Annotated in this window: 9 protein-coding genes and 1 riboswitch; of the genes, 8 read left to right on the top strand and 1 reads right to left on the bottom strand. The window is 68.4% G+C overall.

The annotated features are described in order from the left end of the window. Positions 1-594: 594 nt before the first annotated feature. The 4 genes from ACYPYD_RS13300 to mdoH all read left to right on the top strand — a co-directional run bounded on the left by ACYPYD_RS13300 (position 595) and on the right by mdoH (position 6,247). On the top strand, positions 595-1,644 hold the full coding sequence (locus ACYPYD_RS13300) for a TolC family protein (RefSeq protein WP_248006073.1): 1,050 nt from the start codon (positions 595-597) through the stop codon (positions 1,642-1,644). Continuing rightward, positions 1,637-2,830 (top strand): efflux RND transporter periplasmic adaptor subunit, encoded by a 1,194-nt coding sequence (locus tag ACYPYD_RS13295; protein ID WP_008829832.1) that lies wholly within the window; start codon positions 1,637-1,639, stop codon positions 2,828-2,830. The genes ACYPYD_RS13300 and ACYPYD_RS13295 overlap by 8 nt, the downstream gene beginning before the upstream one ends. Before the next feature lie 100 nt (positions 2,831-2,930). After that, positions 2,931-4,421 (top strand): OpgD/OpgG family glucan biosynthesis protein, encoded by a 1,491-nt coding sequence (locus ACYPYD_RS13290; protein WP_459663557.1) that lies wholly within the window; start codon positions 2,931-2,933, stop codon positions 4,419-4,421. An 11-nt stretch (positions 4,422-4,432) separates the two neighbouring features. Further along, positions 4,433-6,247, top strand: a complete 1,815-nt coding sequence (gene mdoH / locus ACYPYD_RS13285) for a glucans biosynthesis glucosyltransferase MdoH (protein ID WP_459663555.1) — start codon at positions 4,433-4,435, stop codon at positions 6,245-6,247. Here mdoH and ACYPYD_RS13280 read toward each other — a convergent pair. Then, positions 6,226-7,545, bottom strand: a complete 1,320-nt coding sequence (locus tag ACYPYD_RS13280) for a cobyrinate a,c-diamide synthase (protein WP_459663552.1) — start codon at positions 7,543-7,545, stop codon at positions 6,226-6,228. The genes mdoH and ACYPYD_RS13280 overlap by 22 nt on opposite strands. 72 nt (positions 7,546-7,617) lie before the next feature. Next, positions 7,618-7,809, top strand: a riboswitch (cobalamin riboswitch). Positions 7,810-7,983: 174 nt separating this feature from the next. Here ACYPYD_RS13280 and ACYPYD_RS13275 point away from each other — a divergent pair. The 4 genes from ACYPYD_RS13275 (at position 7,984) to ACYPYD_RS13260 (ending at position 12,179) form a co-directional block, all read left to right on the top strand. Further along, positions 7,984-9,957, top strand: a complete 1,974-nt coding sequence (locus ACYPYD_RS13275) for a TonB-dependent receptor (protein WP_459663550.1) — start codon at positions 7,984-7,986, stop codon at positions 9,955-9,957. A 247-nt stretch (positions 9,958-10,204) separates the two neighbouring features. After that, entirely contained in the window at positions 10,205-10,612 is a 408-nt protein-coding gene (locus ACYPYD_RS13270; RefSeq protein ID WP_008829837.1) for a DUF1636 domain-containing protein, read from the top strand. After that, positions 10,609-11,625 (top strand): nicotinate-nucleotide--dimethylbenzimidazole phosphoribosyltransferase, encoded by a 1,017-nt coding sequence (gene cobT / locus ACYPYD_RS13265; RefSeq protein WP_459663548.1) that lies wholly within the window; start codon positions 10,609-10,611, stop codon positions 11,623-11,625. The genes ACYPYD_RS13270 and cobT overlap by 4 nt, the downstream gene beginning before the upstream one ends. After that, a complete protein-coding gene (locus ACYPYD_RS13260; RefSeq protein WP_459663546.1) occupies positions 11,622-12,179 on the top strand; it encodes a histidine phosphatase family protein in 558 nt (185 codons plus the stop codon). The genes cobT and ACYPYD_RS13260 overlap by 4 nt, the downstream gene beginning before the upstream one ends. Positions 12,180-12,307 lie beyond the last annotated feature (128 nt).

The following is a 12,307-nucleotide window of genomic DNA, read 5'->3' as shown; positions in this document are numbered from 1 at the left end:
GGATCAAACTCTCAAGTTGTGTCACAGCGAATACGGCACGACCCAAAGGCCGCCAACCGCAAACACCGAACTCCGGGAGCCGATACCTGCACTATGTAAAACGTATGGTTACGTTAGGACATGTATTGGCATCGGCTTGCTTTAAACTGGTACCCGTGGCCCAAAGACCCACGAGACCAGGCGCCGTCGCCCACATGTCCCTTCATCATAAACCTACAATGTCAAAGAACCACCAGACAACAAACCCGGACAACCCGTCGTCCCCGGCTTTAACCTCGGAGAGCTTGGTGCCCGTCAGTGCTTGGCGACCGATGCAAAACCGTGTGGTCCGCTGCGGTGAACGGGCCTCTAAGGCCACCAAGTGAGTCGGTCAAACACTAATTTCAAAAAAAGTTCATCAAACACCAAAAACCCCGGTTTCCTGCGCCTTTGCAATTACATAACCCCTCTTACCGCGCAGCATCGCCCCGTTCAGCCTGCATAAAAGCGCGAATCTCCCGTCGCTCCCTGCCACCAGTCGGGCATTCCTGCGTTCGCTATCGCAGCATGATTGCTTCGCGGGGCTCAGGTGCTATCGGAATGCACGTGTCGAGAATGTTGAAACCACGCGCGCGACTGGGCGGCGCGGCGCTTATGGCGCTCGCGCTCGCTTGTGCAGGATGCGCCGAGACCACGAAGGACGTCGCCAGCGCCCCGGCCCCTGCCGCCGGCGCCGAGACTCCTGTCGTACCCGCGGCCCCCGCATGGTGGCGCGAGGCGGGAGACCCCGTTCTGGCGACACTGATACAGCAGGGCCTCGATACCAGCCCCGAAGTCATCTGCCGGATCGCTTCGCTGCGCCAGTACGATTACCAGACCGAGCACGACGCCAAACGCATCGGCGCCAAGCTGGGGCGGCTGTTCGGCGACAAGAGCGTGAACGCCGACCCGCAGATCAGGACTGAGAAGGTCGACCGGGTATCGGCGCGTCGGGAACGACTCGCGCGGCAGATCGCGCTTGCCTATGTCGAAGTGCGGCGCCTGCAGAAAGACGTCGCGCTGCGCGGTAATCTGCGGGCTCAGTACAAGGATAATGCGGAAGTCGCCCAGTTCCGCCGTGAGGCCGGGCTCGTTCCGGCGATCGACGGATCGCTCGCCCGTTCGCAGGACGAGACCGCGCAGGGTGAACTGGGGTTCGCGCAAGGGCGGCTCGATCAGGCCATTGCCGAACTGGCCCGCCTTGTCGGGGATCAGCCCGATGCCCTTGTCGCGAAGCTCGGCACCCCGGGGACGCTTCCCGATCCTGCGGTAGACCCGCTTGCCTCGGCCGCACCGGAGAACCCGCAACGGGCTGTTCTGGCCGATGCCGTCCTCAGGGAAGCCCGACTGACTCAGGCGCTGGAGGAATCGCGCCGCTCCGTCCGTGACGCGCGTACCGCCTACCGCGAGGGAGCCGGGGCCTTCTCCACGCTTTACGTGACCGAAGCCGCCGCGCTCGCGGTCGAACTCGCGCTGGCTGATGCGCGCGCGGCCCGGGTGACGGCGACCCTCGATCTCTGGTCCGGGCAGGACGGGAGCTGGGCGCGCGAAGGTCTTGCACCGGTCGTTGCACCCGATCCTTCCGCGACAGGCCCCACGATAACGGTGACCGCCGGCTGTGACTGAACACGATACGCATACCCCGCTCGACGCCCTGCTCGGCGCCGCGCCGCGCCGCGTGTTCCGCCATTGGCTGAGCCTGCTGATCCTGGCCATCGCCGCGCTGGGGGCGATGACGTTCTTCGTGCGCTTCGTGAGCGGGGATGATTCCCCGTATTATTCCACCCCGGTCGAGCGCGGGAACCTGACGCCGCTGATCTCCGAACGCGGGCAGATTCGCGGCGCCGGCGAAGTGACGGTGTTCTCTGCGCTGCCCGGCCGCGTGACCTGGGTATCCGGCAAGAGCGACGGCGCGGTCGAACAGGGCGAACTGCTCGCCATGATCGACGCGGGTGAGATCAAGGGCGCGGTGGAAGTCGGCCGCTCGCGCCTGACTGCGGCGCAGGCCGCCCTTGAAGCGGCGCAAGTCACCGCGCAGGATACCGGATCGCGCCTTGCCCGGTTCGAGAGCGTATGGCGTCGTTCGGGCGGCCGCGCGCCCTCGCTTAACGAGATCGAGCGTGCCCGTGCCGATGCCCGCCGCGCGGACCTTGGCGTAGAGGCGGCGCGCGCCGAAGTGAAGGCCGCGCAGATCCAGTTCAAGGAAGACGAGACGCGCAAGGCCGGAGCCGAAGTGCGCGCTCCGTTCTCGGGCATACTGACCATGCGCCATGCGCAACCAGGGCAGATGATCGGCGATCACCAGCCGCTCTTCACGATCGCGCAGGGCATCGCCCCGCTGACGATCGAGGTGCCGCTCGACACCCACAGGGCAGAGCCGATCAAGGCGGGAACGCTCGCGAATATCCGGCTCGATACCCTGCCCGACGCGCCGCAGTCGGCAACGCTGACGCTGATGCGCGTATCTCCGCCGCCGCAGACCACGCCCCCGCTCGCCGTCTTCACGATCGAAAAGCCCGGCCCGCAAGTCCGTCCCGGCATGAAGGCCACCGTCGAGATCGAACTGCCCGAGCGGCAGAACGTGCTGCTGGTCCCCAATGCCGCGCTGGAATTCGAGCCGGGCGCGCGCGGTCCGCAGCGGCGCGAGCGCATCTTCGTGCTCGACGGGGGCGAGCCGCGCCGGGTCTACGTCACCGTCGGCGCCAGCGACGGGAAGCGCACCGAAGTCTTCGCGAACGACCTCAAACCCGGCGATCGCGCGATCATCGGTTGGCGGGACGCGACGGCCGGAGGCGGCCAGTCAGGCGGATGAAAGGTTCCTCCTGCAACAATTGCCGCGTCCGTGCGTATGGGCATTCGACGGAAAATCCGAGGCAACAAGGGTAAGCAGCATTCTGAACGACGACGCGCAGATGTCGCGCCGCACGGCCATGGGGCTGATGGCGGCGCTCGCAGCGGCAAGCGCCCTGCCTGACGGGGTGAAGGCCGCGACGGGCGGGCGTCTCGGTACGCCCGAGCCGTTTTCGTGGGATCGCCTGGTGGCACAGGCCCGCGATCTCGCCCGCAAGCCTTATGCGCCGATCGCCGAATCCACGCGCGCCGCCGCCGACTACGATGCGGCCGGGAAGCTGACTTACGGCGATGCGCCGATGGTCGCGGGCAACGTGCGGCTGTTCCCCGCCGTGCGCGGCACCGCGCCCAAACCAGTGACGATCGCGGTGGTCGAGGGCGGGCAGGCGCGCGCGATCGTCGATACCAGCGATCTGTACGTCGGCGGTCACAACACCGACGCCGTGGGCTTCCGCGTCATGGACGCGACCGGCCGCAGCGACTGGCTGGCATTTCAGGGCGCGAGCTATTTCCGCTCCTCCGGCGACCGCGACCAGTATGGCCTCTCGGCGCGCGCCATCGCCATCGACACCGGCCTTGCCACCGGCGAGGAGTTTCCCGACTTCACCCGCTTCTGGATCGAGCAGACCGGCGCCGACAGCGTGCGCATCCATGCCCTGCTCGACGGGCCGAGCCTTGCCGGGGCCTACGCCTTCGATTGCCGCAAGACGGCGAACGGGGTGACGCAGGACGTCACTGCGGCGCTGTTCCTGCGCAAGGACGTCAAGCAACTGGGCCTCGGCGCTGCTTCGAGCATGTTCTGGTACGATCAGTCGAGCCCCGCCCGCGCGCGCGGCGACTGGCGGCCGGAAATCCACGATTCGGACGGCCTCGCGATCTGGTCGGGCAATGGCGAGCGGGTCTGGCGGCCGCTGGAAAATCCCGCGGTGGCGCGGCTTCATGCGCTGCGTTCGGATTCGCCAAAGGGCTTCGGCCTGCTCCAGCGTGATCAGGCTTTCGATCACTATCAGGACGACGGCGTATTCTACGACCGTCGCCCCTCGCTCTGGGTCGAGCCCAAGGGAGACTGGGGCGCGGGCGCGGTCGGCCTCTACGAAATGCCGACGAACAGTGAGACGCTCGACAATATCGCGCTGTTCTGGCGTGCGGACCGTCCGGCGAAGGCCGGGCAGCGCCGCGATTTCGCCTATCGACTGACCTGGACGTCCAAGGACCCGACCATCGATGGCGGCTCACGCTGCGTCGATGTCTTCGAAGGCCCCGGCGGCAGTCCGGGTTCGCCGCCGCTGGAAGGCGTGCGCAAGTTCGTGTTCGACTTCTCCGGTCCCGCGCTGGCGGGCCTCGACCGGACCAGCGGCGTCACGCCCGATACCGACCTGCCCAAGGCTGCGGTGGTCTCCTCCGTCGCCTATCCGGTGGCGCGCTCGGACGGGCGCTGGAGGGCGATGATCGACGTGCGATCCGCCGCCCTGACCCAGCCCCAGTTCCGTCTTTTCCTCAAGCGCGGCAACTCCGCGCTCAGTGAGACCGTTATCAAGGCCATTGAAACGTGAGTGCGACGCCGATGAACCATTCGCCGATGCTTCCGGCCGAATCGCCCATGGCGATGCCGATCCAGAACTTGTGGGGCAATCCGCCCGGCGCACGCGAGGTGAAAACCGCGCCGCACGGGATGCTGGTCAAGCGCCTGCTGCTGCTCGCGCTCACCGCCGCCATCGGCCTCGCCGCATCGAGCACGGTGCGCATGGAACTCTCGCGCGACGGGCTCGACTGGGTCGAAGCGCTGCTGCTGGTGTTCTTCGTGCCGCTGTTCTGCTGGATCTCGTTCGGCTTCGTCACCGCGACGATGGGCTTCCTCAAGCTCATCACCGGCGAGCATCCCGGCTTCACCGCGCTGCCCAGCCCGGCTTCCAGCCTGCGCCACAAGACCGCCGTGCTGATGCCGGTCTACAACGAGGGCGTCGAGGAAGTCTTCGCCCGCGTGCGCGCCATGGCCTACTCGATCGCCGAAGCCGGCGGCGCGCCGTGGATCGACTTCTTCGTCCTCAGCGATTCCAACCCCTTCCACGGCAAGCGCGAGGAAGCCGCCTGGCACGAACTGGCCGACCACGCGCCGATCAAGATCTACTACCGCCGCCGCGAGAAGAACATCGCGCGCAAGCCCGGCAATATCGCCGAATGGGTCAAGCGTTTCGGCGGCGCCTACGAGAACATGCTGATCCTCGACGCCGACTCGATGATGAGCGGCGAGACGATCGTGGGCATGGCCTCGATCATGGAGGAGCGCCCCTCGATCGGCCTGCTCCAGACGGTGCCAATGATCACCAACGCGCGAACCCTGTTCCAGCGCTGGATGCAGTTCGCGAGCGAGGCCTACGGCCCGATCGCGAGCGCCGGACTGCTGTGGTGGTCGGGCTCGGAGGCCAACTTCTGGGGCCATAACGCGATCGTGCGCACCCGCGCCTTCGCCGAGGCCTGCGGTCTTCCCGAGCTTCCCGGCAAGGCGCCCTTCGGCGGCCATATCCTCAGCCACGACATGCTTGAATCCGCCCTGCTGCGCCGCCGTGGCTGGGCCGTCCACATGGTCATGATCGGCGGTTCCTACGAGGAATTCCCGCCAACGATCATCGACATGGCGATCCGCGACCGCCGCTGGATGCAGGGCAACCTGCAGCACCTCCAACTCCTCGGCGCCTCGGGCCTGCACTGGGCGAGCCGCCTGCACCTGCTGATCGGCGCATCGGCCTACCTCACCTCGCCGGGCTGGCTGCTGCTGATCCTGACGATGATCGGCCAGGTCGCGACGCATGGCGATGGCGGCTTCGTCACCCTCGCCCCGCCAAGCGTGCTGGCGCTGACGGTGATGCTGCTGTTCGGCCCCAAGATCATGGGGCTGATCTGGGTCCTGGCCGACGGCGAGCGGCGCCGCAGCTTCGGCGGCGGCTTCGCGGCCGTGCGCTCGGTCCTGCTGGAGACGGTACTGGCGATGCTGCTCGCACCGATCACCATGATGACACAGACCAAGGCGCTGCTCGGGCTGCTGCTGGGCATCTCGGCGGGCTGGAACACCCAGACCCGCGATGCCCGCCGCATCACCGTGCGCGAAGTCCTGCCCGACTTGCGTGAGCATCTGCTGCTCGGCGCGGGCCTGACGGCGACGGCGTTCCTCGACATGACGACGGCGATCTGGCTCTCGCCGATCATCGTCGGCCTGTTCCTCTCGCCCTGGCTTATCAGCCTGTCTTCGAGCGAGAACCTCGGCGACAAGGCGGACGCGGCGAAGGTCTTCCGAGTGCCCGAACCCGGCATCGTCGAGGCCAGCGAAGATCCGCGCAAGGACCCCGACTTCCCCAAAGGTCAGTCGCTGGTCGAAGCCTGAACGAAAAACCGCGCCGCCGCTTCGGGAGCGGACGGGAAGTATGCGTGCATGTAGCTCGCGGTGAGCGAGCCGACGCGATAGAGCGCTTCCCCGTCCCGCCCGTCCGGCGTGCTGGCGCGAGCCTCCGGTACGAGCCCGGTTTCCAGCCGTGAATAATGGAACGTGTGCCCGCGCAAGGTCCCTCCCGGCAGCGCGATGTGCTGCATGCCGAGGGCGGCGAAACGCCGCTGCATCGCGGCGTGCCCCTCCAGCAATCCGAGCAGATCGGCCCGATACCCCTCTACGTCCGTCAGCGATGCACAGGCGTAGAGCATGCCCCCGCACTCGGCGAGAATCGGCCTGTCCGCCGCATGATGCGCCCGGATCGCTTCCAGCATCGGCGCATTCGCGGCAAGCGTCTGCAGATGCAGTTCCGGATAACCTCCGGGGAGCCAGATCGCCTCGCAATCGGGCAATCGCGCGTCATGAAGCGGTGAGAAGAAGGCGAGCTGCGCGCCTGCCCGTTCCAGCCATCGCAAGTTGGCGTGGTAGATGAAGGCGAAAGCCTCGTCCCGCGCGATGGCGATGCGCAAACCCCCCAGATTGGGGCTTTCCTCCGGGACCTCGGGCGCCGGGAAGCTCACCGGCGGCGGCAGGTCCAGCACGGCATCAGGCAGCAGGCTAGCCGCCCGATCCAGTCGCGCGTCGAGATCCGCGACCTCGGCTGCCTGCACCAGCCCGAGGTGCCGCTCGGGCAGCGTCACTCCGGCCTCGCGCGGGAAAGTGCCCAGCCACTTCACCGACGCAGGCACGCCCTGCTCCAGCAATTCCGCGTGCCGCGCGCTGCCGACGCGGTTGGCGATCACCGCATGGACCTCCAGCCCCGGCCGGTAGGTCGCGAGGCCGTGGACCAGGGCGCCGAACGTCTGCGCCATCGCCGATCCATCGACCACCGCCAGCACCGGAAAGCCGAAGCGTTCGGCGAGGTCGGCGGCGCTGGGGTCACCGTCGAACAGGCCCATCGCGCCTTCGACGAGGATCAGGTCGGCCTCGCGCGCCGCTTCGTGCAGGAGGGCGCGGCACTGCGCCTCGCCGCACATGAACAGGTCGAGCTGATGGACCGGCGCGCCGCTCGCGACTTCGAGCACCATGGGGTCGAGGAAGTCCGGTCCAACCTTGAAAACGTGCACTTTTCTGCCCGCATTGCGGTGCCTTCGGGCCAATGCCGCAGTCACGAGCGTCTTGCCCTGACCCGAGGACGGGGCGCTTACCAGGTACGCCGGGCAGGCGGGGGCATCGTCTTGGCGCGGAGTGTCCATCGATCCCGCACCTATGGTTTCCGGCAGGTCGGCGCAAGCATTGGCCTCTTGCGCGGCGCCCCGGCGCACGATACTTGCCGCGCCGCGACAGGTTCCCCGCGAGGGGATTGAAAGGGAACGCGGGTGAGATACCCGGGCTGCCCCTGCAACTGTAAGCGGAGAGCCGTTCTGCCACATGCCATTGGGGGCGCAAGCCCCTGAGAAGGCGGCCGAAATCGGCGATGACCCGTGAGCCAGGAGACCTGCCCGTCGCCGTCGTTCTTCGACCGGACAGGGTGTGCCGGACGAACGGGGGAAGTGCATTCCTCGCGCAACGACAGCCATCGTTCCGGCGGCCTGAGGGGGCTTGCGGGAGGTGTTGCGCTGCCTGTCCGCGCCCACTGTCCCAATATCCTTCACCGGCCGACGGAGCACCGCCGTTCGCATGAAGGAATACAAGTGAAACAATATCTTATCATTACCACCGCCGCTATCGCACTGCTCGCTTCGGCCTCTCCGGCATTCGCCGACACAGCGGCACCCAACGATACCACAACGGCACCTGGCGATACCGACGGCGACACTCGGCAAGATGACAACATCGTCGTCGGCGCGCTTCGCACCCCCGTCGCGATCGAGCGCGTCTCCGCCACCGTGACCGTGCTGGGCGAGCCCGCGATCGTCGCCCTGCAACCCATCGCCCTGACCGATGCCCTGCTGCGCACCCCCGGCGTCTCGATGTCGCGCAACGGCGGCTACGGCACCACCACCTCGCTGCGCATCCGCGGCGCCGATGCGGGCGAGACCGTCATGGTGATCGACGGCATGCGCCTGTCCGACCCCTCGGCGACGGCGGGCGGCTACGGCTTCTCCAACCTGCTGCTCGACGACGTCGACCGGATCGAGATCCTGCGCGGGCCGCAGTCGATCCTGTGGGGCAGCGACGCGACCGGCGGTGTCGTCAACGTGCGCACCCGCCGCCCGACCGAGCGGCTCGAAGGCAGCTTCGCCGTTGAGGCGGGAACCCATGACACCGTCTCCGCCCGCGCGGGCGTGGGCGGCACCTCGGACCTCATCGACTGGCGCCTCTCCGCCTCGCGTTTCACCACCGACGGTATCTCCGCCCGCGCGAACGGGACCGAGGCCGACGGTTTCCAGCGCAGCGCCGCCAGCGGCACCGTCACGGTGCGCGTCGCCCCCGGCGTCAGCCTCGACCTGCGCGGCTACTGGGCCGACGGGAAGAACGATTTCGACGGCACTTCAGGCGACACCCTCGCTTATGGCACCACGAAGGAATGGTCCGGCTACGCGGGCCTCAACTTCGCGCTGCTGGACGGCAAGCTGGTCAACCGCGTCGCGGTGCTGCAGAACGTCACCGACCGGGAGAACTTCGACCCCACCCGCTCGATCCGCGCGATCACCTTCGACGCGCACGGCCGCCTGCGCCGCTACGAGTACCAGGGCACCTACACCTTCAGCGACGCGATCCAGGCCGTGTTCGGCGCCGAGCGCGAGGAGCAGCGGATGACCACCGCCTCGCCGACGAACTCCGCCACGCCCTATACGCTGACGCCCTACTCGGTGGACATGGACAGCCTTTACGCCGAACTGCGCGTGAGCCCGGTCAAGGGCCTCACCCTCGACGGCGGCGCGCGCTACGATCACCAGTCGCGCTTCGGCGGGCAGACCGTGTGGAGCGCGGGCGCGGCCTATACCCCCAACGGAGGCGCCACGGTGCTGCGCGCCAGCTATGACGAGGGTTTCAAAGCCCCCTCGCTCTACCAGATGTACAGCGCCTACGGCACCGCCGACCTCGCCCCGCAGAAGGCGAAGGGCTGGGAAGTGGGCGCCGAGCAGAACTTCGGCGAGGCCCTGCGCCTCTCCGCAACCTGGTTCCAGCGCGACACCGACAACCTGATCGACTTCGCCTACTGCCCGACCAGTGGAACGCTGCCCGCCGCGTGCTACATCCCCGGCACCACGACCACGCGCTTCGGCTACTACGCCAACGTCAAGACGGCCAAGGCCAGCGGCCTGGAACTCGCCGCGTCGGCGAAGCTGGGCGTGCTGTTTGCCGAGGGCAACTACAGCTGGACCCGCGCCGAGGACCGCACCGAGGGTTCGTCCACCTACGGCCGCCAGCTGCAGCGCGTACCGCGCCACATGGCCAATGCCGAAGCGGGCATCGACCTGCCGCAAGGGCTTCGCGCCAGCGTCGCGGCGCGCTACTCGGGCGAGACCTTCAACGCCGCCACCGGCACCGCGAAGCTGGACGACTACTGGCTGATCGACTTTCGCGCGCAAGTGCGGATCAAGGAGAACCTGATGCTGCAAGGCCGCGTCGAGAACCTGACCGACAAGGACTACCAGACGGCGGCGGGTTATTCCGCACTGGGACGGACGGTCTACGTCGGCGTGCGCAGCCGGTTCTGATGACAAGGAAGGCCCAACCCGAAAAGGCCCACCCCCAGCCCCTCCCGCAAGCGGGAGGGGAGGACCTGCCGGCCGGAACGCGACCGCCTGTGATTGTATCGTCGTCATTCCCGCGAAGGCGGGAACCCATCTCCGGACTTCGCCTCTTGCGACGGCATCAGATGGGTCCCCGCCTTCGCGGGGATGACGGACAGTTTTTCAACCACAGCGGGGTGGGCCTCACCACCAATACCAAGGTGACACCCCCATGCTGACCCCCGTACCTCCCGGCCCTTCGGTGGTCGTCTGCAACACCTGCCGCCACACCGCCGACGCCCGCGAGGACGAGACCGGCCAGCGGGGCGGCGCCCTGCTCGAAGCGGCGATGCGCAGCGTTCAGGCCGCCGACCCCGAACTGCAGGGCGTGCAGATCCAGGCCATGCCCTGCCTCTTCGCCTGCAGCCGCCACTGCACCGTCCACATCCGCGCACCGGGCAAAGTCGGCTACGTGCTGGGCGACTTCACGCCGGACGAAGACGCCGCCCGCGCCATCCTCGAATATGCCGCGCGCCACGCCGAAAGCGAGCACGGCCGCGTCCCCTTCAAGGAATGGCCGCAAGGCGTGAAGGGCCACTTCATCACCCGCACGCCCCCGGAAGGCTACGTCTGCACATGACCCGTTTCGCCGATCCCGCCTCCTTCGCCGCTGCCCTCGCCGCGCTGCCCGAATCCGACGAGGCCAGCCGCACCGCCGCGCTGAACCGTCAGGCCCGCCTCACCAAGCCGACCGGCGCGCTCGGCCGACTGGAGGACATCGCGGTGTTCATGGCCGGATGGCAGGGCAGCGAGCGCCCCGAGGCGGACCCGGTGCAGGCGGTCGTCTTCGCGGGAAACCACGGCGTCACCGCGCAGGGCGTCAGCGCCTACCCGCCCGAAGTCACCGTCCAGATGGTCGCCAACTTCGAGGCGGGCGGCGCGGCGATCAACGCCCTGACGGCGGCCTGCGGCGCGCGGCTTTCGGTGGTGGCGCTCGATCTCGACCGGCCGACCGGCGACATCACCCGCGAGGCGGCCATGAGCGCGGAGGAATGCCTCGACGCCCTTAACCGGGGCGCCGCCGCGCTGGGCGCCGATACCCGGCTGCTGCTGGTGGGCGAGATGGGCATCGGCAACACCACGCCCGCCGCCGCGCTCTGCGCCGCCGTACTGGGCGGCTCCGCGCAGGACTGGATCGGACGCGGCACCGGGATCGACGACCTCGGCCTGTCGCGCAAGGCGGTGGCGGTGGAGGCGGCCGTGGCGCTGCATTCCGGCGCCGCCATCGACGCCTTCGAGACCTTGCGCCTTCTCGGCGGACGCGAGATCGCCGCGATGGCGGGGGCGATCCTCGCCGCGCGGCTGGCGCGGGTGCCGGTGCTGCTCGACGGGTTCATCGCCTCGGCCGCGATCCTGCCGCTGCTGCGGGACAACCCGCGCTTCACCGATCATTGCATCGCCGCACACTGCTCGGCCGAGGCGGGCCATGTGCGGCTGCTGGACAAGCTGGGGCTGGAGCCGCTGCTCCACCTCGGCCTGCGGCTGGGCGAAGGGACCGGCGCGGCGCTGGCGGTGCCGATCGTGCGCGGCGCTCTGGCGACGCACAACCACATGGCGACCTTCGACGAAGCGGCGGTGACCGATAAGGCATGAGCGGCTTCGCGCTCCACCTGATGCGCCACGGCGCCCCGGCAAGACCGGGCCTGCTTCTGGGCCACCGGGACGAGCCCGCATTGCCGTCCGAGATCGCCCGCTGCGTCACGCGCGCCGAGGGGCTGGCGTTCGATCGGGTGATATCCTCCGACCTCTCGCGCACCCACGATCCCGCCGCACGCATCTCCGCCGCGCGCGAACTGGAGCACCACATCGATCCCGACTGGCGCGAGCTGGACTTCGGCGACTGGACCGGCCTTGCCGCCGCAGAGGTCGACCCTTCCGCCTATGCCCGGTTCTGGCAGGATCCCGACGCCCACGCCCCGCCCGGCGGCGAGCGCTGGTCGGCCCTGCGCGCGCGGGTGGAGCGGGCGCTGGCGGGGATCACGGTGCCGAGCCTCGTACTGACTCACGGCGGCGCGATGCGCGCGGCGCTGGCGGTACTGTTCCACATGGAGCAGCCGCAAGTCTGGGCCTTCGACCTGCCTTATGCGAGCGTGCTGAGCCTGCGCCTCTGGCCTGGCGAAGGCGCGCAAATCACGGGGTTGTCGTAATGGCCTGCGTACGTCCTCGTCGTCCCGGACTTGCTTCGGGACCGCTGGCCGTGAACAACCCACCGGGCTGCAGGCGCCCTGCCGAGCGCGCGCGCCTAAAGACAGCCACCGGTCCCGGATCAAGTCCG

Source organism: Novosphingobium sp. 11B (assembly GCF_054589055.1).
Note: the sequence above shows the minus strand (reverse complement) of the source record. Positions and strands in the feature narration are given on the sequence as shown.

Bases quoted from the DNA above. Each gene is read 5' to 3' on its own strand.
- ACYPYD_RS13300 (WP_248006073.1), top strand. From the start codon at position 595: ATGTTGAAACCACGCGCGCGACTGGGCGGCGCGGCGCTTATGGCGCTC.
- ACYPYD_RS13290 (WP_459663557.1), top strand. From the start codon at position 2,931: ATGTCGCGCCGCACGGCCATGGGGCTGATGGCGGCGCTCGCAGCGGCA.
- ACYPYD_RS13270 (WP_008829837.1), top strand. From the start codon at position 10,205: ATGCTGACCCCCGTACCTCCCGGCCCTTCGGTGGTCGTCTGCAACACC.
- cobT (WP_459663548.1), top strand. From the start codon at position 10,609: ATGACCCGTTTCGCCGATCCCGCCTCCTTCGCCGCTGCCCTCGCCGCG.
- mdoH (WP_459663555.1), top strand. From the start codon at position 4,433: ATGAACCATTCGCCGATGCTTCCGGCCGAATCGCCCATGGCGATGCCG.
- ACYPYD_RS13280 (WP_459663552.1), bottom strand. From the start codon at position 7,545: ATGGACACTCCGCGCCAAGACGATGCCCCCGCCTGCCCGGCGTACCTG.
- ACYPYD_RS13260 (WP_459663546.1), top strand. From the start codon at position 11,622: ATGAGCGGCTTCGCGCTCCACCTGATGCGCCACGGCGCCCCGGCAAGA.